At 65.8% G+C, this 20,995-nt stretch carries 17 protein-coding genes; 8 read left to right on the top strand and 9 right to left on the bottom strand.

The features are described from left to right. Window positions 1-117: 117 nt before the first annotated feature. A complete protein-coding gene (locus NGM07_RS22145) occupies window positions 118-1,269 on the top strand; it encodes an XdhC family protein (protein WP_368410334.1) in 1,152 nt (383 codons plus the stop codon). A 48-nt stretch (window positions 1,270-1,317) separates the two neighbouring features. Here the strand turns inward: NGM07_RS22145 and NGM07_RS22140 are convergent, their stop codons facing one another. The 9 genes from NGM07_RS22140 to NGM07_RS22100 all read right to left on the bottom strand — a co-directional run bounded on the left by NGM07_RS22140 (window position 1,318) and on the right by NGM07_RS22100 (window position 12,050). Further along, window positions 1,318-2,901 carry a class I adenylate-forming enzyme family protein gene (locus NGM07_RS22140; RefSeq protein ID WP_438267719.1) on the bottom strand — a complete coding sequence of 528 codons (1,584 nt, stop codon included), beginning with the start codon at window positions 2,899-2,901 and terminating at the stop codon, window positions 1,318-1,320. 223 nt (window positions 2,902-3,124) lie between these two features. Continuing rightward, window positions 3,125-5,578, bottom strand: a complete 2,454-nt coding sequence (locus NGM07_RS22135) for a xanthine dehydrogenase family protein molybdopterin-binding subunit (RefSeq protein ID WP_253520536.1) — start codon at window positions 5,576-5,578, stop codon at window positions 3,125-3,127. Continuing rightward, window positions 5,575-6,231 carry a (2Fe-2S)-binding protein gene (locus NGM07_RS22130; protein WP_253520534.1) on the bottom strand — a complete coding sequence of 219 codons (657 nt, stop codon included), beginning with the start codon at window positions 6,229-6,231 and terminating at the stop codon, window positions 5,575-5,577. The genes NGM07_RS22135 and NGM07_RS22130 overlap by 4 nt, the downstream gene beginning before the upstream one ends. Then, window positions 6,228-7,109, bottom strand: coding sequence for an FAD binding domain-containing protein (locus NGM07_RS22125; protein WP_253520533.1), 882 nt, complete (start codon window positions 7,107-7,109; stop codon window positions 6,228-6,230). Before NGM07_RS22125 ends, NGM07_RS22130 begins: the two co-directional genes overlap by 4 nt. Before the next feature lie 26 nt (window positions 7,110-7,135). Further along, window positions 7,136-8,716, bottom strand: coding sequence for a class I adenylate-forming enzyme family protein (locus NGM07_RS22120; RefSeq protein ID WP_253520531.1), 1,581 nt, complete (start codon window positions 8,714-8,716; stop codon window positions 7,136-7,138). Between the two features lie 76 nt (window positions 8,717-8,792). After that, window positions 8,793-9,206 carry a PaaI family thioesterase gene (locus tag NGM07_RS22115; protein ID WP_253520529.1) on the bottom strand — a complete coding sequence of 138 codons (414 nt, stop codon included), beginning with the start codon at window positions 9,204-9,206 and terminating at the stop codon, window positions 8,793-8,795. Between the two features lie 105 nt (window positions 9,207-9,311). Further along, entirely contained in the window at window positions 9,312-10,142 is an 831-nt protein-coding gene (locus NGM07_RS22110) for a DUF6282 family protein (RefSeq protein ID WP_438267724.1), read from the bottom strand. 80 nt (window positions 10,143-10,222) lie between these two features. Beyond that, window positions 10,223-11,509, bottom strand: coding sequence for a benzoate/H(+) symporter BenE family transporter (locus tag NGM07_RS22105; protein ID WP_253520525.1), 1,287 nt, complete (start codon window positions 11,507-11,509; stop codon window positions 10,223-10,225). An 82-nt stretch (window positions 11,510-11,591) separates the two neighbouring features. Continuing rightward, complete coding sequence (locus tag NGM07_RS22100) at window positions 11,592-12,050, bottom strand: SRPBCC family protein (protein ID WP_253520523.1); 459 nt, start codon at window positions 12,048-12,050, stop codon at window positions 11,592-11,594. A gap of 104 nt (window positions 12,051-12,154) precedes the next feature. Here NGM07_RS22100 and rdfA point away from each other — a divergent pair, with 104 nt between their 5' ends. From rdfA to tuf, 7 genes are all read left to right on the top strand, one after another. After that, window positions 12,155-12,787, top strand: coding sequence for a rod-determining factor RdfA (rdfA, locus tag NGM07_RS22095; RefSeq protein WP_253520521.1), 633 nt, complete (start codon window positions 12,155-12,157; stop codon window positions 12,785-12,787). A 122-nt stretch (window positions 12,788-12,909) separates the two neighbouring features. Continuing rightward, on the top strand, window positions 12,910-14,856 hold the full coding sequence (locus tag NGM07_RS22090) for an archaea-specific SMC-related protein (protein ID WP_253520519.1): 1,947 nt from the start codon (window positions 12,910-12,912) through the stop codon (window positions 14,854-14,856). Between the two features lie 79 nt (window positions 14,857-14,935). Beyond that, complete coding sequence (locus NGM07_RS22085; RefSeq protein WP_253520518.1) at window positions 14,936-15,769, top strand: amidohydrolase family protein; 834 nt, start codon at window positions 14,936-14,938, stop codon at window positions 15,767-15,769. 559 nt (window positions 15,770-16,328) lie between these two features. Further along, entirely contained in the window at window positions 16,329-16,988 is a 660-nt protein-coding gene (locus tag NGM07_RS22080; protein ID WP_253520516.1) for an HAD family hydrolase, read from the top strand. 237 nt (window positions 16,989-17,225) lie between these two features. Further along, a complete protein-coding gene (locus NGM07_RS22075; RefSeq protein WP_253521203.1) occupies window positions 17,226-18,404 on the top strand; it encodes an MFS transporter in 1,179 nt (392 codons plus the stop codon). 142 nt (window positions 18,405-18,546) lie between these two features. After that, window positions 18,547-19,560, top strand: a complete 1,014-nt coding sequence (locus NGM07_RS22070; protein WP_253520514.1) for a hypothetical protein — start codon at window positions 18,547-18,549, stop codon at window positions 19,558-19,560. 122 nt (window positions 19,561-19,682) lie between these two features. Next, the gene (gene tuf / locus NGM07_RS22065; RefSeq protein WP_253520512.1) at window positions 19,683-20,951 is read left to right on the top strand and encodes a translation elongation factor EF-1 subunit alpha; all 1,269 of its coding nucleotides are present in this window, start codon (window positions 19,683-19,685) and stop codon (window positions 20,949-20,951) included. The last annotated feature ends 44 nt before the right edge of the window (window positions 20,952-20,995 follow it).

Genomic DNA, 20,995 nt, shown 5'->3' with positions numbered 1-20,995 from the left:
CCGGATCCATTTTCCGGTTTGTTTGATATCTATCCCCAAGGCCACCAAAATGTTCGAAACTACGCCAATCGACAGAGGCATAACTATCGAGGGAGTATCCGTCCGAAGAACGCCGACATGATGGACGCAGCCGAGAGTCCGTGGAGTGCCACCAGTACCGACATCCATCGGACGATACGCCGATACCGAGAGGACGACATCGACGCCGCGCTCGCGACCGTCGTCGACGTCGAAGGGTCGGGCTATCGACGGCCGGGCGCGAAGATGGTCGTCGAGTCCGGCGGCGACAGCAGAGGGGCGGTCACCGCGGGGTGTCTGGAGGGGCCGCTCATCGAGGTCGCCAAATCCGTCATCGAGAGCGGCGCCCCGTCCACGACGACCTACGACCTGACCGACGACGAGGGCGCGTGGGGACTCGGTCTGGGCTGTAACGGGGTCATCGACGTGCTGGTCGAACCGGTCGACGCGAGCATCGACCCGGCGCTCGACGAACTCGCCGCGAAACGAAGCGCTACGGTGCTGACCGCGGTCACGTCGACCGACCCCAATGTCGAGGTCGGCGACCGGTGCGTCGTCACCGAGTCCGGGCGCGTCCACGAAGGAAGACCCTCGCTCCCGGCGGGCGTCGTCCGGCAGAGTCTGGGCCGCTCGGACGGCGAGGCCGAGAGTCGCCAGTCGGGGTACGCCTCCGTCGAGACGGACGAGGGAACGGTACGGGTGTTCGTCGACGGCGTGGAACCGACGCCGGACCTCCTGCTGTTCGGCGGGCAGGAGGACATCAATCCGGTCGCGTCGCTCGCCCGGCGGGCGGGGTTCCGCGTCCGCGTCGCGACCGCGCGGGGCGGTCACGCCGACGCCGACCGATTCCCGGCCGCCGACGAGGTGACCGTGGTCCGTCCCGCCGACCTCCGCGACCTGGTGGACGCGCCCGCGCACACGTACGCCGTCCTGATGTCGCACAACCTCCTCGACGACAGTCTCGCCCTCGACAGTCTCCTGGACGCGGGCGTTCCCTACGTCGGACTGATGGGTCCCAGAAAGCGGTTCCGCGAGGTTCGCAAGCGCCTCCGAGCCGACGGACGGGAACTCGACGAGGCGGCGCTCGACCGAATCGCGACCCCCGTCGGACTCGACATCGGCGGCGACGAGCCGATCGCCGTCGGTTTCAGCATCGTGAGCGAACTCATCGCCGTTCGTAACGGGCGCGACGGCGGCCGACTGGCGAACCGAGCGGGGCCGATTCACGAGCGGACCGACGCGTTCGACTGACCCGCCGGTCCGGTCGACTGGGTCGCCGGGGTCCGCCCGCAGGTCCGGTCAGACGTCGACTTCTGCGTGGACCTCCACGTCGAGGTCGTCGAGGACGAGTTCCCGGCGCAGAATCTTCCCGACGTTGCTCTTGACGATCTCGTCGACGAAGACATACTTTCGCGGCCGCTTGAAGTTCGCGAGGTCGTCGCTCTCCCGGCAGTGGCCGTCGAGGTAGTCGGCGAGCGCGGCGAAGTCGACCGCGTCGGTGGACTCGGTCGGCGTCACGAACGCCGTGACCACCTGGTTCCAGCGCTCGTCGTCGAGGCCGACGATGGCGACCTCCTCGACCTCCTCGCAGTCGTCGAGGGTGTTCTCGACCTCGACGGGATAGATGTTCTCGCCGCCGCTGATTATCATGTCGTCGACGCGCCCCGAGACGAAGAGGTCGCCGTCCTCGTCGCGGTAGCCCAGGTCGCCGGTGAAGTACCAGCCTTCGTTGAACGACTTCTCGTCGGCCTCGGGTCGGTCGAGGTAGCCGTCGAACGCCTCCGGAGAGGAGGCGTCGACGATGATCTCGCCGAGCTCGCCCTGTTGGACCGTCTCCGTCGGCGAGACGGTACCGTCGCGGTCTGGCTTGACGACCCGGACACGGGTGTTGATTCCGGCACGGCCGGCACACCCCGGCTTCTCGTCGATCCAGGAGCACGTGCTGTAGGTGTACACCTCCGTGCTCCCGTAGTGGTTGACGAAGACACTGGGTTCGAACGTCTCGCGGACGGTCCGCTGGACCGAGGCGGTCATCGGCGTCCCCGCGTAGCCGAGGCGTTCGACGCTAGAGAAGTCGGTGCGGTCGGCGACGTCGGACTTCACCAGGTCGTGGAACACGGTCGGCACCAGATAGAGACCGGTGACGTCCTCGGACTCGATGAGTTCGGCCGTCTGTCTCGGGGAGAACGACCGCTGGGCGACCCAGGTGCCGCTCAGGATGGTCGTCGTCGCCAGCGACCGAAGCCCCATCGTGTGGTAGATGGGCATGAGGCCGAGCGTCACTTCGCCCTCGGTCCACTGCGACTGAATCGCGTGGGCCGTCGACGCCGCGTAGGTGTTCGTGTGGCTTCGCGGAACGCCCTTGGGCCGTCCGGTGGTACCGCTGGTGTGGAGGATGACGCTGGTCGCGTCGGAGTCAGCGTCGGCGACGGCGAACTCATGGGAACCGTCGGCGAGAAAATCGTCGAAGCGCTCGGCGTACTCGGGAGCGTCCTCGTCGACGTACACCAGTCGGTCGGTCGTCTCGAAGTTCTCACGGGCCCTGTCGACCGCCCGGCGCGCGACCGACGAGTAGAACAGGAACTCCGGTTCAGTGTTCCCGACGAGGAACTCGATCTCGTCGGCGGCGGCGCGGATGTTGTACGGCGTGAACACCGCCCCGACCTTCTGGAGCGCCCAGTAGACGGTTCCGGCCTGAACTCGCGGTTGCATCACCACCCCGACCCGATCACCGGGTCTGACGCCGCGGTCGGCCAGCGCAGACGCGAGCCGATTCACCCGGTCGTTCCACTCTTCGTACGTGTATCTCACCCCCTCGTCTCGGTCCACGACCGCGGTTCGTTCCGGAAACCGTTCCACAGTTCGATGAAATACTCTGCCCATGTGCATAGCTAACTCGTCCTACCGTGTCGGTATAGCAAATGCTCGAACCATCTAAAAAGTTTGTGTTCGATAACTGCGACGACCGGCGTTCCGGGAATTGCGTTACATCCGTACGTTTGTAATATAGCGGGGAATGGAGGATTGGCAGATAAGGCAACAACGATGGACCAGTTCGCGTTCGGAGTGACACACCCGACGTTTATTCGAGAAAGAAGGGCGGTGACTACGACTCCGAGTCGGCCGAGTCGGCGTCCCGCAGGAGCGACCAAATCTTCTGGGGCCGGAGCGGGAGGCTCGTTATCTCGACCCCAGCGGGGTCGAGCGCGTCGTCGACGGCGTTGGCGATGACCGCGGGCGCCGCCTCGGTCCCAGCCTCGCCGGTGCCCTTCGAGCCGAGCGGCGTCTTCGGCGACGGCGTTTCGAGGTGGTCGGTGTCTATCTCCGGCACCTCCTTCGCGGTCGGAACCGCGTAGTCCATGAACGTGTCGGCCTGTAGCGTGCCGGTGTCGTCGTACTCGAGTTCCTCGTAGAGCGCGCCGGCGAACCCGTGGAAGATGCCGCCCTCGATCTGTCCCTCGACGATCTGGGGGTTGACGATGGTGCCGCTGTCGTGGACCGCGACGTAGTCGAGGACCTCTATCTCTCCGGTGACGGCGTCGACCTCCACCGCCACGAGCTGGATGCCGTAGCCGTAGGTCCCCGAGGAGTTGATGGTGTCGTCATCGCCGATGGGCTTCGAGTCGGCGACGCTGTAGGTGTGGTGCTCGTAGATTCCGGGTTGTTCGCCCTCCGGCAGGTGGTCGGGGTTCCAGTGGGCCGTCCCGGCGACACGCTTGACCGAAACCGAGTCGTCGTCCGGGGCGTGGACGCGGCCGTCCCGGAGTTCGAGGGTCGACGGGTCGACATCCAGGAGGTAGCCCGCGATGCGCTTCATCTTCCGGCCCACCTTCTCGCTGGTCTTCTGGACGGCACTGTGGCCGGCGGTTCCGAAGCGCGACGAGTACGACCCCGAGGAGATGCTCCAAGCTTTTTCGGTCGTGTCCATGCCGGCGATGACGTTCACGTCCTCCGGTTCGACGCCGAGTTCGTCGGCGACGATTTGGGACGCGGTCGTCTCGTGGCCCTGGCCGCTCGGCGCGGAGTCGAGTTCGACCACGAGGCTGGCGTCGGGTTGCATCTGGATGGTGACCGTGCTGGCGGCCCCCGACTTGAGGTGGGACTTCGAGCGGTCTTCGGGCGAGAGCGCCACCGAGACGTACCCCATGTTGGACGCGGAGGGGTCGACGATGCCCGCACAGCCGATGCCGACGTACCGGCCGTCCTCCCGGGCCTCCTCCCGGCGGTCAAGGTACGCCTCGTAGTCGAACAACTCCTTCGCGCGTTCGAGCGCCTCGGCGTAGCGTCCGCTGTCGTACTCGCCGCCGGTCGGCGTCTCGTAGGGGAACTCGTCGGCGTCGATGAAGTTCCGGGACCGGAACTCGGTCGGGTCCATGTCGACCGCCTCGGCCATCTGGTCGACGAGGCGTTCGAGGCCGAAGTAGTACTGGTGACAGCCGTAGCCGCGGTTCAGGCCGGCCGGACACTTGTTGGTCTGGACGGCGTAGAAGTCGCCGCCGAACGCGTCGAAGTCGTAGGTGTTGACGAAGTTCGCGAGCGGCCGGAACGTGTTGCCCGGTTCGGGCGCCCGGACGTACGCGCCGAAGTTGTCGTACAGTTCGACCCAGACGCCGAGGATGTCGCCGTCGTCGGTCACCGCCCCGCGCATCCGTTGGACCCGGTCGGTGTGACAGGCGCTCGCGCGGAGGTGCTCTCGCCGGCTCTCGATCCACTTGACGGGGACCTTCGCGAGTTCGGACGCGACGACGGTCGCCGCGATGTAGGGGTAGATGTGGGCCTTGATGCCGAAACTTCCGCCGCTGTCGGCCGGGACCTTGAACTGGAGGTCGCTCTCGGCCATCCCCAGCGCGCCGGCGACGACGGGGTGCATCGTGAACGGACCCTGGAAGTTCGACCAGACGGTCGCGGTGTCGCGCCCGCGGTCGTAGTCGGCGATGACGCCGTAGGTTTCCAGCGGGGCGCTCGTGTATCGGGGGAACTCGAACTCCGACTCGACGACGTGGTCGGCCTCCTCGAACGCCTCCTCGACCGGGCCGTACTTGAGCGTCCGCTCGTTCGCGAGGTTACCGTCCTCGTGGAGCTGCGGCGCGTCGCTCTGGAGGGCCTCCATCTCGTCCGTGACCGGGTCGAGTCGGCCGTACTCGACTTCGACGTCCTCCAGGGCGTCCTTGGCCGCGTACTTGCTGGTCGCCACCACCGCGGCGACGGGTTCGCCGTCGTACCGGACCTTGTCGACGGCCATCGGGTAGTACTCCGGCGGGTTCTGGACGCCGACGGCGAACGGATCCATCCGCTCGGCGACGTCTGCGCCGGTCAGGACGCACCGCACGTCGTCGCGGGCCTCCGCCGCCTCGGTGTCGATCGACTCGATCGTCCCGTGTGCGAGCGGCGAGCGCAGGAACGCGAGGTGGTGGAGGTTCCCGACGGGGTCGAAGTCGTCCATGAACTTCCCTTCGCCGCGGACGAGTCGGTCGTCCTCGCGGCGCCCGAACGTCTCGCCGACGTATCCGGCGTCCGACTCGTCGGCCTCCTCGGACTCCTGCGGAACCGACTCGCTCACTCGCCGTCACCTCCCGTCGGGTAGTCGCGGCGACAGGGACACCCACCGGCGGCGCCGTCGGTCGAGAATCCGCCATCGGTCGAAACCGCGCCGTCCTCGTTTCCGTCGCTCCCGCCGGCCCCGTCGTCTGCTCCGGCGAGTTCCGCGGCCGCCCACTCGACGCTCTCGACGATCGAGTTGTACCCGGTGCACCGACAGATGTTGCCCGAGAGGGCCGACCGAATCTCGTCGTCGTCGGGGTCCTCGTTCTCCTGCAGGAGCGCGTACGACGTCATCAGGAACCCGGGCGTACAGAAACCGCACTGGAGTCCGTGATTCCGCTTGAACCCCATCTGGAGCGGGTGGAGCGTCGCCCCGTCGCGGGTCTCCATCTCGTTACCCTCCGCCTCGGCGATGTCGGCGAGACCCTCGACGGTCGTGATCTCGTCTCCGTCAATCTGGGCGGCGTACAGCATGCACGACTTCTTGGGCGTCCCGTCGTGGAGGACGGTGCAGGCCCCGCACTTGCCGACGACGCACCCCTGGTGGGTCCCGGTGAGGCCGAGGTCCTCCCGGAGGAAGTGGACCAGAAGTTTCCGGTCCTCGGTTTCTTTGACGTACTCTTCGCCGTTTACGGTCACCGTCACGGTGGTCGTGGGTTCGGATTTGCTCATATGCTTTCGGTCGCGCGTTCGTACGCGGTTTCGAGTGCTCGTTCGGTGAACTCTCCAGCCATCGCCTCCTTGTAGTCGCCCTCCGGCCCCTCCTCGTCTGGGAGCACCGCCTCCCGGACGGCGGCGGCGGCCTCCGCGAGGACGTCGTCGTCCAGGTCGGTCCCCTCGACGAGCGACTCGGCCTCTTCCGGGCGGGTCAGCGGGCCGACACCGCCGACGCTCAGTCGAGCGTCGGTCACGTCACCCGCATCGTCGACCTCGACGATGGCCGCGACGCTGGCCAGCGCGTAGTCGCCGGAGCGCTCTGCGTGTTTCTTGTAGGTGCTGCCGATTCCCGCTGCGTCGGACGACGGCGTCAACTTGGGCAGGCGGGCCCGCGTGATGAGTTCGCCCTCCTCCATGTCGACGGTGAACATCCCGAGGTAGAACTCCTCAAACGGGACGGTCCGTTCGCCGTCGGGTCCGACGAGGGTGATTTCGGGGTCGAGAATCTGGAGGACGGGCAGGTAGTCGCCGGACGGGTCGGCCTCGGCGACCGTTCCCCCGAACGTGCCCTGGTTGCGGACCGGCCAGTCGGCGATCTGGCCGATGCACTCGCTGAAGAGATAGACGTGGTCTTTGACGGGTTGTGCCCGCTGTATCTGGGTGTGACTGGCGAGCGCCCCGACTTCCACTGCGTCGCCCGCGTCGTCGACGTACTGTAGCTCCTCGATTCCAGTGATGTCGACCAGATAGTCGGGGGACGCGAACCGCGTCTTCTGCAACGGTACGAGGCTCTGACCGCCCGCGAGCAACTCCGCGTCCTCGTACTCCTGAAGCGCGGCGACCGCGTCGTCGACGCTGTCGACCGGAACGTGTTCGAACTGGCTTGGATACATGCGAATCTCCGTACGGGTTCGGATGACTACACATCCACTTCCGCGTGTACGTTGATGTCCAACTCCTTCTTTTGTAACTCTTTCCTAAGAATCTTGCCAACGTTGCTCTTGGCGAGTTCGTCGATGAAGAAGTACTTGCGCGGGCGCTTGAAGTTCGCGAGACCCTCGCTCCGCCTACAGTGCTCGTCGAGTTCGGCGACCGCCGACTCGAAGTCCACGTCGCCCGACGCGGCGGTGACTGTGACGAACGCCGCGACCGTCTGGTTCCAGCGCTCGCTCGGGCGACCGACGACCGCCGCCTCCCGGACGAGGTCGTGGGATTCGAGGACGCTCTCGACCTCGACGGGGTAGATGTTCTCGCCGCCGCTGATTATCATGTCGTCGATGCGGCCGATGATGAAGAGGTCGCCGTCGGCGTCGCGGTAGCCCAAGTCGCCGGTGAAGAACCACCCGTCGACGAGCGTGCGGTCGTCGTCGGCCCCGAGATAGCCGTCGAACGCCTCCGGAGAGGAGGCGTCGACGATGATCTCGCCGACCTCGCCGGAGTCGACCCTGGCCTCGGGGTCGAGGTCGCCGAACTCGCTCGGTTCGACCACCCTGATGCGCGTGTTGATGGCCGCCCGCCCGATGCACCCCGGCTTTTCCAGTAGTCGCTCGCAGACCGCGTGGGAGTACACTTCCGTGCTCCCGTAGTGGTTCACGAACGACTCCGGTTCGAACTGGTCGGCGACCGCGCGGATGTCGGTCGTGCTCATGCTCGCGCCGGCGAACGCGACGTTCCGGACGCTCGATACGTCGGCGTCGGCTATCGAGGGTGACTCGACCAGGTCGTGGTAGACGGTCGGAACCAGGTAGAGACTGGTGACCCCCTCCGACCGGATGGCGTCACGGGTGGCGGCCGCCGAGAACTCCCGCTGGGTGACCCACTTGCCGCCCAGGACCAGGACGGCGGCAAGCGCGTGGATTCCCATGGTGTGGGCGAGCGACATCAACCCGAGCGTCGCCTCGCGCTGGGACCAGGAGGTCTGGATCGCGTGGGCGACGGCCGCGGCGTAGGTGTTGCGGTGACTCCGCGGGACGCCCTTCGGCCGACCCGTCGTGCCGCCGGTGTGGAGTATCAGGCTGGTCCGGTCGGGGTCGACGAACGACGGTTCGAACTCGGGGTCCCGGCGGTCGAGGTACGACTCGTACGACTCTGCGAACGACGGAGTTTCGTCGAGCGCGAGCAAGTCGGTCCCGTTCGGGAACTCCTCGCGGCCCGCCGCGACGCTGTCGGCGGTCGCCTCCGAGAAGACGAGCGCCGCCGGTTCGACGTTGTTCACGAGGAACGCGAGTTCGGTCGGCGAGGTGCGGAAGTTGTAGGGGACGAACACGGCACCGAGCAGTTGGGTCGCGCAGTAGAGCGTCGCCAGCTCAGCCCGGTTGCGCATCGCGGTCGCGATGCGGTCGCCCTCTCCGATTCCGCGCTCGGAGAGTGCGGCCGCCACCGCGAACGCCCGGTCGTACCACTCTCGGTAGGTGTATCGGACGTCGGCCGTCGGGTCCACGAGCGCGGTCGACTCGGGGTATCTGTCCGTGGCCCGTGCAAACACTTGTCCCATGTTCATCGGTGTTCACACGCAGAGAGTGGTCGAACCGTCTAAAAGAGTTTGGTGTGTCGGCCGGGTATCGGTCGCGTTCGGGCTATCTCCACTTCTGGAAGTACGTCGCGGTGCCGGACGCGACGAGGTCGCCCTCGTTGGTGACCTCGGCTTCCCCCACGGCTATCGTCCCGCCGCGCTTGACGAGGTTCGCCCGGGCGACGATGTCGCCCTCCGTCACCGGCGCGTGGTAGTTGACGTCCATGTCGATGGTCAGCGGTTCCATCTCGTCGAGGGGCGCCTCGGCGTCGCTGTGGATCGCACCCGCGACGGTCGCGTCCACGAGGGTCGCCATCACGCCGCCGTGGACGACGGTGTGGTTCGTTATCTTCTCGTCGTACGGGACGTGGAACTCCGCAGTCCCGTCCTCGACGACGGCGTTCTCGATGCCGATGTTCCGGAGGAACGGCATCGACTCGAAGTACTCTTCCATCTCGCGGTCTACTTCGGCTGACATCTGTTAACCTCGAACAGTATCAATCATCCCTGCCGCGGGTAAATAGGTACCGGTTCCGCGTACCAGATGCGGCGCGCCGTCGGCGCTTCGGCCGGGTAGCGGCCGTCAGTCGAGGTCGAAGATTCGCTTCGGGTTGTCCTTGACCATCGTCTCCACGTCGGCTTCCGGAACGCCGGCGTCCAGCATGTCGCCGATGAAACTCTCAAACTGTTCCATCGCGGGCGGGTTCGCGGTCGCACCGCCGTCGGTCGCCATGACGGCGTTCTCGGGGCCGACGGCGTCGACGGCCGCGACGAAGTCGTCGACGGTCGCGGCGTTGCCCATCATCTCGCTCGTGCATATGTAGTGGAACTCCAGCGTCGCCCCGAGGTCGGTTATCGTCCGCATCTGGTCGTGGGAGTAGTCTAGGAACTCGGCGTGGGGGTGCTGGACGAGGAACTCCTCGACGCCCCGACTCGTCGCCTCGTCGACGAGCGCGATGGCCTCCTCGGGGCTCAGGTGCGAGAGTCCGACGACGAGGCCGTGTTCGGCGATGCTGTCGAGGACCGCCAGCGTCTCGATCGTCAGTTCGCCGTCCTCGTCGAGGACCGAAATCCCGGCCTTCTCCTGCTCTTCGGTCTCGAACATCTGCACCGCGGCGTTTTCGAGGTGGTTCGCCGCCGTGATGCTCGGCATCCAGACGATGTCGGCGTCGAAGTTGGCGACGCCGTCGACGGCGTGGTGGTTGAGTCCGCCGACCCACTCGTTGAGCGTGATGCCGCCGAGGACGGTGAACCCGACCTCGTCGCGCACGTTCTGTGCGCGCGAAGCTGTTTCGAAGTGGTGATTCTTCGTCACGATGGCGCGCATGCCGTGCTCTTTCGCCGTGCGCGCGGCCGAAAAGTCGGTGTCGTGGCGGGGGAACGCACCCGGTGCCGTGTGCATGTGCGTGTCCACCGCACCCTGTACCAGCTGGTCGATCGACCCGGAGTCACTCGACGTCACGGGTGGTAGTGACCGTCCAGCCGGTATTATATCTACTGGTCGACCGAGCGCGATTCCTCGGTCGTCGCGCTTGACGAGCGCAGGAACTCCCAGTCGTCGGGTTCGAGGACGAGCGAGACGAACACGCCGCCGACGAGCGACCAGAACGGCGCTCCGATGTCGTAGAACGAGACGCCCGACATCCCGATGATGAGCGCGAAGAACACGCCGTATCGGTAGCGGTCGGACTCAACCCACGACTCCTCGAACGCGCTGATGAGCACGCTGATCATCGCGACGCCGGCCAGCAGCGATATCAGCACGCTCGGGATGGCGTTGACGATGGAGGTGGCCGCGGCCGCGATGAAGCCGAAGCCGCCGAAGAGGAGGCCGCCAACGACCGACGCGGCGTAGCGACCCTCCTTCGGGTAGCCCGACTCGTCGCTACTGGTGACCGCGGTCATCGGACCCGCGATGTTGGCGTTGTGGCCGCCCATGAGGCTAGCGAGCATACCGCCGAGACCACTGAATATCAGCATCGAGTTTATCGGCGGGTCGTACTCCTCTGCCTGGAGCACGCCGATGGCCTGCATGTTCTCAGCGCCGATGACCATGATGGTCAGCGGAAGCGCGATGGTGACTATGGATTCGACCGAGAACGCGGGCGCGACGAGAATCGGCGTGGCGATGCGCAACGTCACGTCCGACAGTGCCGTCGCTCCCTGCCAGAACGCCGCGACCCCACCGAGGAGGATGGCGCCGACGATGCCGGGCACGCTCGGTACCGCGCGGTAGAACGCCAGGTAACCCAGGAAGGCGATACCGGCGATGAGCGGCGCCTCCGCGATGGAGTTGACGATGTCGATGGTGAAGCCGATGAGGACGCCCGCGATCATTCCCATGATGATGGGACGCGGGAGGTACTCGACTACACTCCGGAACGTCCCCGAGATTCCGACCAGGAAGACGAGTAAGCCGGAGACGAAGTACGCCCCGGCCGCCTGAGCCAGGTTGAAGTCGGCGAGGACGAGGCCGACCATCACCGCGCCGGGAATCGTCCACGCCCCCATGATCGGTTGTTTGTAGTAGAGGGCCATCCCCAACGTGATGATTCCTCCGAGGACGTAGATGGCGAACAACCACGACGTCGCCTGCGCGTCCGAGAGGTTCCCCTTGGAAGCCGCCTGTAGGATGATGAGCGCCGGACCGGTACAGCCGAAGATGGCCGCCGTGAGGCCCGACCCCACCTTGTTCAAGTCGAGGTACTCGCCGAAGTCGGCGAGACCGCTTCTGAAGCCCGGTCCACTCTCTATTACATCTGCTAATGGCCCTCTCGCCATGGTCTGTCATACAAAACAATGTAATATAACGTTTGGGTATCGTTAACACAACTGAACCGGAGAAAGAAATCGATGAGGCGGATTACGCGGCGGCTTCCTGCTCCTCGACGTGCTCCTCGAGGTTGGAGAAGAAGGTGTCGAGGTCCTTGTTCACCTTCCGCTTGATGATCCGGGAACCGAGGGATGCGAGCTTTCCGGAGAAGTCGAAGTCGGTTTCGTAGACGAGGGTCGTCGCCCCGTCGTCCGCCTCCTCGAACTCGACGTGAGCCTGCCCGTCGACACGGCTGTTGATGGTGTTGTCCGTCCCCTCGATGTCGCAGTCGATCCAGTCGGGGCGGTCCTCGTCCGTGACCTCGACGGTCGCCGAGAGTTCGATCGAGATTCCAGCGAGGCCGCGTTCGAGCGTCCCTTCGTACACGTCACCGTCCTGTTCGAGACTCTGTGCGCCGGGAATCGTCTGTTCGAGCGTGTCGGGGTCGAGTATCGTGTCCCAGAGACGGTCCGGAGTCTGGTCGATGGTGCGTTCGCCAGTGACTTCCATGGTGATGTCGTTCACAGTTACAGCGAAGTGCTTTAAAAAAGTTTGGACGCCGACCGGCCTTCGTTACATACATACACCTGTATCACGAACGGGGGAGTAACCGAATGACCGAACCCACGAACGGACGTCTGGAGGCCGAACCCGACTGCACCTGCAAGGTCGGTTCGCTCGTCGACGCGTACGACCTGCGACGTGCGAACGCGGACCTCGTCGAGCGCTGGACCGGCGAGCGGCGGGAGGAGGAGAGCGTCCGCAGTCTCGCCGACCGGTTCAATCGCCGACTCCTCCGTGCGGCGATGCGCGCGGAGGGGATGGAACTCATCGAGGGGTGCGTCGAGAACTTCTACGCGCTCCTGACCGACGACGACACGCTCGAAGCCGAGCGGCTACGCGCGCGGTCGGTCCTAGACGAAAACGGGGTCGACGTCGAACGGGTGGAGGAGCAGTTCGTCTCCCACCAGACCGTGTATCGACACCTCCGCAACTGCCTCGGCGCCGAGAAGGGGACGCGAACCCTCTCGACCGACAAGGAGCGAAGTCGAGTGAACAAGATGCGGAGTCGGGCCGAAGCCGTCACGGTCGATTCGCTCTCTCGGCTACGCGACGGCGACGAGTTGGCGCTCGAGGAGTTCGAGGTGTTCGTGAACCTCCGGGTCACCTGCGAGTCGTGCGGCGCGCTTCATGACGTGACGGAACTGCTCGAACAGGGCGGTTGCGACTGCCAACTGACCGGATAGCCGGACCGACGCGTCGCCGCGTTCGACCGTCGACCGAGCGCCCGAGCCCGGAGCCCATGCTAGTCAGTATCACTACCCGGAAGGGAGTTAGAGTTTTAGAACTACGACATCAACACGAAACCATGAACCAGAGCACTGCGGTGGAAACGGAAGCCTCCGTTTCGGTACGGAACATCGGGGGGATCGACGAGACGGAGGTGGAACTCGTCCCGGGCGTCACCGTCCTCAAGGGACGGAACGCGACCAACAGGACCTCCTTTCTCCGGTCGATAAAGGCGGCGCTCGGCAGCGATGAGGACGTGCTGAAGGGCGACGCCGACCGGGGCCGGGTCGAACTCACCATCGGGGACGAAACCTACGTCCGAACGTTCGTCCGCGAGGACGGGACGGTCAGGGCCGGTGGTTCACCCTACCTGTCGGACGCGACTCCGGCGGAACTGTTCGCCTTCCTCCTCGAGGACAACGAGGCCCGCCGTGCGGTCGCCCGGGGCGACGACCTGCGAGACGTGATCATGCGTCCCGTCGACACGGCGGACGTCGAGAGGCAGATTCGGGAAGCGGAGCGGGAGAAGGACGAACTCGACGAGGAACTGGAGCGGTGCCGGTCGCGGGAACAGCGTCTCCCGGAACTCGAACGGGAACGGGCCTCCCTGCGGGAGTCCCTGTCGGCCAAGCGCGAGGAACTCGAGGCGCTGAGAGACGAGATCGAAACGCTCGACGCGGGCGTCGACGAGACGCGAGAACAGCGGGCCGAGGTCGAAGAGCGGTTGAGCGAACTCGGCGACGCCCGCAGCGACCTCGAAAAGACGCGGCGGCGACTCGACTCGGAGCGAGAACAGTTGGAGTCGTTGAAGGGAGAGCGCGAGGAACTCCGGGAAGAGCGAGAAGAACTTCCGACCTCGATTCAGGAGATCAGCGACCTCGGTCACCGAATCGGTGAGCTACGGGAGCGAAAGCGGACCCTCGACTCGCTACTCGACCAGCTTCAGAACATCATCAAGTTCAACCAGGAGGTGCTCGAAGGCAGCGATTCCGAGCTTCGGGAGGCGCTCGTCCCGGAGAACGACGAGCACGTAAGCGCACAGTTGCTCGCCGAGGACACGGAACTCGTCTGCTGGACGTGCGGGTCGCACGTCGAGCGCGGGGAGGTCGAACGGACGGTGGAGGACCTCCGCGAACTCCACCGCGAGAAGCTCTCCCAGCGCAAGGAGGCGTCCTCGCAGTTGGACGACCTTCGCGAGGAGAAACAGACGGTCGAGAAGCGTCAGCAACGCCGCGAGCAGATCGAACATCAACTCGAACGAATCGACGATCAGATCGAACAGCGCCGCGAGCGTATTGACGACCTCAGGAACCGTCGAGAGGAGTTGACCGACCGCGTCGCGACCCTGGAGGAAACCGTAGAGGAGTTGCGCCGGGACGACTCCGACGACCGAATCCTCGAACTGAGCAAGCGCGCGAGCCAACTGGAACTAGAGGCCGAACGGATCGAGTCCGACCTCGAGGAGACGGAGGCCGAAATCGAGTCGATAGAGTCCGACCTCGAGGAGATTCCCCGAATCGAAGCCGAGCGCGAACGGGTTCGCGAGCACCTCACCGAACTCCGGGAGCGTATCGGGAGGATAGAAGAGGAGGCCGTGACGGCGTTCAACGAGCACATGGACGAGTTGCTCGACATCCTCGAATACGGGAACCTCGAACGTATCTGGATCGAACGGCGCGACGAAACCGTCCAGAAGGGGAGGCGTCGCGTCGACGAAACCACGTTCGACCTGCACGTGGTCCGGACGACGCCGGAGGGACGGGCGTACGAGGATACGGTCGACCACCTGAGCGAATCCGAGCGCGAGGTGACGGGACTCGTGTTCGGACTCGCGGGGTATCTCGCCCACGAAGTGTACCGGACCGTCCCGTTCATGCTCCTCGACTCGCTCGAAGCCATCGACCCCGAACGCATCGCCGCGCTCGTCGACTACTTCGAGACGTACGCACCCCATCTCGTCGTGGCGCTCCTGCCCGAAGACGCCGAACCGCTCGACGACGCGTATCCGCGAATCACCGACATCTGAGACGGTCCGACGTTTTCCTACTTCGTCGCCGCCGGCGGTCCCCGAACTTCTTTAGCATTCTCGCCCGTCGATTCGAGCGGTGAGCGACGTCGAAGGACTCGACTTCCACGTCCACGTCGGACGGCCGGAGCAGTTCAACGAACAGATTCACGACCTGATGGAGCGATTCAACCCGGAAGTGTACGAGACGTTCGTCGACGAAGGCGAGATTCCCGAACGTGCAGTCGAAGCGGCGCTCGACGAGGCGGGATTGGAGTACGCGGTCGTCCTCGCACACGAGACGCCGCGCGTCGACATCGACGTGCCGAACGAGTACGTGCTCCGGTACGCCGACCGGAGCGAGCGACTGATTCCGTTCGCGTCGATCAACCCGAACACGCAGTTCCGGCCCGTCCGGCGGTTGCGGGAACTCGTCGACGCCGGCATGCGGGGACTGAAACTCTACCCCTCATACCAGTACTTCAGTCCGAACGAGAACCACGTCTATCCGCTGTACGCGGCGGCCGCCGACCTCGACGTTCCCGTGATGTTCCACGTCGGGTCGAGCGTCTTCGAGGGGTCGCGGACGAAGTACGCGACCCCGCTCCCGATCGAGGACGTGCTCGTTGACTTCCCCGACCTCACGGTCGTCATGGCCCACGGCGGTCGACCCGCGTGGTACGAGCAGGCCGAAGACCTGGTGCGCCGCCACGACAACCTCTATCTGGAACTGTCCGGCATCCCGCCGCATCGCCTCACTTCCAAGTACTTCCCCGAAATCGGACGGTTCGAGGATAGCGTCATCTTCGGTACCGATTACCCGACCACGCCGAGCACCGCCGAGAACCTCGACGCCATCGCGTCACAGGACGTGAGCGACGACTTCGTGGAGAAGATAACCGTCGACAACCCCCAGCGCATTCTCGGGCGCTGAGCGACGCCGACACGGTCGAGGCGTTCGGTCGATAGCTCGGGTTATCGAAGAGATTACAGACAGATTTCTTTGTATTTCCAGTGTTGGGCCGTCGCGGCGGAGCCCCGCCGAGACACGGGGGGCGGACGACGGAGAATTCCGGCCTCGTTTTTGGTGGCCCAAATACCGAAATAGACGCATAAGCGGGGATAATCCCTCGGATTTCGACGGGACCGAGAGGGGAAACTTGAAACAGTTCGTGTGACCGTTTCGGATGCAGGTGATTACACCCGCTGACAGCTATAGAGGCCCTCGTATGGCGAGTTCGTCGGATTTCGGCCGTGGAGCGGAGAGCGCGTCCGGCGTCTGTAATCGCGAAGGGGCGTCGTTCGAACGGGAGCGTTTCGGTTATTTGGATTCTAATTTTCAATGTCTATTACTTCTTGCTATCAAATTCCATACTTAAAATGTGCTGGCAAGGATAGACCCGAAAACGACGGCGCACCTCGCGGCGGGCATTCGTTCGGCACGCGGCCGGCCTGGGTGAAACGCTTATAACTACCCCCCTCGTTGATGGAATATGACCTACGATACCGTCGTCTTCGACAACGACGGTGTCCTCGTCGGCCGCACGAGCTTCGACGTCCTCCTGGAGGCGACCCGGGAGACGTTCGCGGAGTTCGACGTGACCGACCCGGACCCCGACCACGTTGAGAACATGACCGTGGGAGCGACCCCCGCGATGGTAGACGAAGTCTGCGGCGCGTACGACCTCGAACCCGATACGTTCTGGCGGCGACTCGACGCCACCGCGTCTCGGATCCAACAGGAGGAGGCTCGCGCCGGACGCAAGACCTTCTACGACGACGTCGACACGCTCGCCGACCTCGACGCCACGATGGGCATCGTCAGTTCCAACCAGCAGGAGACGGTCGACTTCCTGCTCGACCACTTCGACGTCTCGCACATGTTCGGGACGGCCTACGGCCGCGAGGCGACCATCGAGAGCCTCGACCGCCGCAAGCCTAACCCCCACTACCTCGACCGGGCGCTCGCCGACCTCGACGCCGAGTCGGCGCTGTTCGTCGGCGACAACGAGTCCGACGTCAGAGCCGCCGAGAACGCCGGCATCGACTCGGCGTTCATCCGGCGTCCCCACCGCGAGAACTGGGACCTGAACTGCTGGCCGACCTGGGACATCGACTGTCTGGACGACCTCCACGACATCTGTAGCGCCTGAGCGCCGTCAGCGCGACCGGGACCGACTGCGGTCGGTCCCGGTCACCCGTAGTCCAGACTCCGCCGCGGAACGTCCGAACATCGGCCGCGGAACGCCCGGCGATGCGACTCGGCGGCCGCCGAGTCGCATCGCCGATAGGCCACCGTATTTTCCGATACGGCCGGAACTTTACGTCTCTCCTCGGAAGTGACTACCGTGACCGACGCTCTCGACTCGCGCGACGCTCCCCAGACGACCATGACGCGGGGCCGGACGGTCGGGTTCGTCGCGGGACTGTTCCTGCTGTCGACCGCCGGCGGTGCGTACGAGATAGCGCCGGCGAGCGTGCTCCCGCTGGTCCGGAAGTCGCTCGATGTCGGGCCGGCCGCGGCGGGGTGGCTCGTGAGCGTGATGTACGCGACCGCGGTGGCCGCCAGCATCCCGGTCGGCGTCGCGCTCGACCGGACAGACGTCCGCCGGGCCGTCTCCGCGGCCGCGGCGGCGCTGCTGATCGCGGGCGGGTGGGGCTGGTACGCCGCCGTCACCGGGTCGTACTGGGGCCTGGTCGCCTCGCGGATTCTCGGAGGGTTCGCGTACGTCGTCTTCTGGAACGCCGGCGCGAACCTGGTCGGCCAGGCCGTCGGACCGGACGTCCGGGCGACGGCGGTCGGAGTATTCACCGCGAGCGCGCCGGTCGGCTTCGCGCTCGGCCAGTTCGGAAGCCCGCTCGTCGCGGCCCGGTTCGGGTGGCCGGCGACCCTGCCCGTCTTTGCGGCCATCGCGGCGGTCGGCGTCGCGGTCTTCCTGGCGGCGACGCAGGGCCGGGGCCTCGCCATCGAGGCCGACGCCCCCACGTGGTCGGGCGTCGTCCGACTGTTCACCGACCGCGACGCCTGGACGCTCTCGACGCTGAGTTTCCTCGCGTTCTCGCTCTACCTGTTCCTCAATAGCTGGCTTCCGAGCTACCTGAGCGACGAACTCGGCCTGTCGCTGGCGACCGGCGGCCTGCTAACAGCCGCACTCCCCGCAGTCGGCGTCCTGTCGCGGACCGGCGGCGGCGTCCTCTCCGATAGGCTGTTCGACGGTCGGCGCCGGCCCGTGGCGGTGCTGTCGTTCGTCGTCTCCGCCCCGGCCGTGGTGGGGTTCGTCTTCACCGGCGACCTCTGGGCCGTCGTCGCGCTCGTGGTCGTCGCGGGCTTCTCGGTCCAGTTGACGATGGGGCTGCTGTACACCTACGTCTCGGAGATCGTGCCCGCGTCGGTCCGGACGACGGCCGTCTCGATGCTGACGAGCGTCGGCCTGTTCGGCGCGTTCGTCGCGCCCATCGCGGCCGGCGCGGTCATCGACCGATTCGGCTACCGGGCCGCCTTTCTGGTCGGCGGAGCGGTCGCGCTCGTCGGGGTGGCGCTGGCCCGGCGTGCACCCGAAGTTCGGTAATCGCGTCTCTCTTCGGCAATCGCGTCTCCGGCGTCGCCGGTGACGGCCGCCGTCCCGACCGACCGTGGCGTCGATGCTGCCGGCCGAAAGTGAAACATTTTCAACGCGTAACGCTTTTCGTAGCGGTCGAAGAGTTACACGCATGCGCCGCCGCGCCCTCCTCGCCACCCTCGCCGGCGTCCCGACGGTCGCGCTCGCCGGTTGCACGAGTCCCGGTTCCGTCTCGTCCGGCGGGTCGTCGCTCGTCGGCACGTCGCCGACCGCCAGCCTCGAAATGACGCCGGTACGCGACGCCGACCTGCCGGCGAAGGTCCTCTACTCCGTCGACGCCGGCGGCGAGACGGCCGCGCTGTTCGAGCGAATCCTCGACGGCGGGGCCACGCTCGAACGGACACGACCCCCGTTTCCGGAGAATCGGCACCTCACCTACGACGGGACGGTCTACCGACTCTCCCACGAGGTGACCGGCCGGACGCCCGCCACCCGGTACTCGGTGAAAGTCGACGTGGTCCAGGGGTCGGTCGCCGACTCGGAGACGGTCCGATTCGCCGACCTCCCGGCGGTGGACCGCAGGGCGTTCGCCCGGCACGGACTTGCCGACGGCAGTACGGTCGGCGTCGGGACGACGTTCCTCTACACCGACGCCGAACGCGAGCGGTCGGCGCTCGTGCCCGACCCGGCGCACTCGGTCATCGTGTGGAAGGATGGGTCGGGAGCGAAGTGGGTCGTCGACGACGCCTACGAGACGACCGTGAACGCCTACCGGTACGCCGCCGAGCGAGTCGCGGCCGCGAGCGAGTACGGCCGCCGGATGCGCGAGCGGTTCGCGTTCGAACTGGCCGACCTTCTGGACGCCCAGCGGGACATCGTCGAGACGGCCGTCGAGGAAGGCCGGTACGTCGTCCCCGCCGACGAGACGCCGCCGACCGCGCTCGTCTCGCTCGCGGACCGGTTTCGGGACCGCGAGCAGGTGCGCGGCCTCGACGAGGACGGGGAAGGGGACCTGAGCGGGCCGTACCTCGTGCGGTACGCGGGCGAGACGTACTGGACGATTCTGCTGGTCGGCGACGGCGCGTTTCGGACGGCTGAAGGAACCGGAGAAACCGGTGGGACTGCGACGACCACTGGGACTGCGACGACCGCGACGAGCGAGTAGCGCGTCTCGAATCAGTTCGTCGCCCGACAAGCGACGGAGACGGTCGACTCGCCGCCTCCGTCGCCGGAACACCTATTGACTCTGGGACCCGACCCTCATAGTCGTACGGTGGGGGAAACCACATGGCAGACAAACCGCATCAGAATCTGGCCATCATCGGCCACGTAGACCACGGAAAGAGCACGCTGGTCGGACGACTCCTCTTCGAGACGGGGTCGATTCCCGAGCACGTCATCGAACAGCACAAGGCGGAAGCCGAGGAGAAGGGCAAGGGCGGCTTCGAGTTCGCCTACGTCATGGACAACCTCGCGGAGGAACGCGAGCGCGGGGTGACCATCGACATTGCCCACCAGGAGTTCCAGACCGACGAGTACTACTTCACCATCGTGGACACGCCCGGCCACCGCGACTTCGTGAAGAACATGATCACGGGCGCGTCCCAGGCCGACAACGCGGTTCTGGTCGTGGCGGCCGACGACGGCGTCGCGCCCCAGACCCAGGAGCACGTCTTCCTCGCCCGCACGCTCGGCATCAACGAACTCATCGTCGCGGTGAACAAGATGGACGCGGTCGACTACGAGGAGAACCGCTACCGCGAGGTGGTTTCGGAAGTCAAGGACCTGCTGAAACAGGTCCGGTTCGATACCGACGACGCCGAGTTCATCCCGATTTCGGCGCTCGAGGGGGACAACATCGTCGAGCGCAGCGACAACACGCCGTGGTACGACGGCGAACTCGTCCTCGAAGCGCTCAACGACCTCGAAGCGCCCGAACCGCCGACCGACGCGCCGCTCCGACTGCCCATCCAGGACGTCTACACCATCTCGGGCATCGGGACGGTGCCGGTCGGCCGGGTGGAGACGGGGATGCTGAACACCGGCGACAACGTCTCGTTCCAACCGAGCGACGTCGGCGGCGAGGTCAAGACCATCGAGATGCACCACGAGGAGGTGCCCGAGGCGGGACCGGGCGACAACGTCGGGTTCAACGTCCGGGGCGTCGGCAAGGACGACATCCACCGCGGCGACGTCTGCGGTCCGGCGGACGACCCGCCGAGCGTCGCCGAAACGTTCACTGCCCAGATCGTCGTGATGCAGCACCCGTCGGTCATCACCGACGGTTACACGCCGGTCTTCCACGCCCACACCGCCCAGGTCGCGTGCACGATGGAGTCCATCGACCAGAAGATAGACCCCGCGAGCGGCGAGGTCAAGGAGGAGAATCCCGACTTCATCCAGTCGGGCGACGCCGCCGTCGTCACGGTCCGACCCCAGAAGCCGCTCAGCATCGAACCGTCGAGCGAGATTCCCGAACTCGGGAGTTTCGCGGTGCGCGACATGGGCCAGACCATCGCGGCGGGCCGCGTCCTGGAGGTCAACGAGCGTCAGTGAACGCGAATCCGCGAGAGGTAAACTACCTCGAACCTGGCAACCGG

This window comes from Halorussus vallis (assembly GCF_024138165.1).
In the GTDB taxonomy this organism is placed as follows: domain Archaea; phylum Halobacteriota; class Halobacteria; order Halobacteriales; family Haladaptataceae; genus Halorussus; species Halorussus vallis.
Note: the sequence above shows the minus strand (reverse complement) of the source record. Positions and strands in the feature narration are given on the sequence as shown.

Coding starts and splice junctions, on each gene's coding strand:
- NGM07_RS22145 (WP_368410334.1), top strand. CDS start 118: ATGATGGACGCAGCCGAGAGTCCGTGGAGTGCCACCAGTACCGACATC.
- NGM07_RS22140 (WP_438267719.1), bottom strand. CDS start 2,901: ATGGGCAGAGTATTTCATCGAACTGTGGAACGGTTTCCGGAACGAACC.
- NGM07_RS22130 (WP_253520534.1), bottom strand. CDS start 6,231: ATGAGCAAATCCGAACCCACGACCACCGTGACGGTGACCGTAAACGGC.
- NGM07_RS22125 (WP_253520533.1), bottom strand. CDS start 7,109: ATGTATCCAAGCCAGTTCGAACACGTTCCGGTCGACAGCGTCGACGAC.
- NGM07_RS22120 (WP_253520531.1), bottom strand. CDS start 8,716: ATGAACATGGGACAAGTGTTTGCACGGGCCACGGACAGATACCCCGAG.
- NGM07_RS22115 (WP_253520529.1), bottom strand. CDS start 9,206: ATGTCAGCCGAAGTAGACCGCGAGATGGAAGAGTACTTCGAGTCGATG.
- NGM07_RS22105 (WP_253520525.1), bottom strand. CDS start 11,509: ATGGCGAGAGGGCCATTAGCAGATGTAATAGAGAGTGGACCGGGCTTC.
- NGM07_RS22100 (WP_253520523.1), bottom strand. CDS start 12,050: ATGGAAGTCACTGGCGAACGCACCATCGACCAGACTCCGGACCGTCTC.
- rdfA (WP_253520521.1), top strand. CDS start 12,155: ATGACCGAACCCACGAACGGACGTCTGGAGGCCGAACCCGACTGCACC.
- NGM07_RS22090 (WP_253520519.1), top strand. CDS start 12,910: ATGAACCAGAGCACTGCGGTGGAAACGGAAGCCTCCGTTTCGGTACGG.
- NGM07_RS22080 (WP_253520516.1), top strand. CDS start 16,329: ATGACCTACGATACCGTCGTCTTCGACAACGACGGTGTCCTCGTCGGC.
- NGM07_RS22075 (WP_253521203.1), top strand. CDS start 17,226: ATGACGCGGGGCCGGACGGTCGGGTTCGTCGCGGGACTGTTCCTGCTG.
- NGM07_RS22070 (WP_253520514.1), top strand. CDS start 18,547: ATGCGCCGCCGCGCCCTCCTCGCCACCCTCGCCGGCGTCCCGACGGTC.
- tuf (WP_253520512.1), top strand. CDS start 19,683: ATGGCAGACAAACCGCATCAGAATCTGGCCATCATCGGCCACGTAGAC.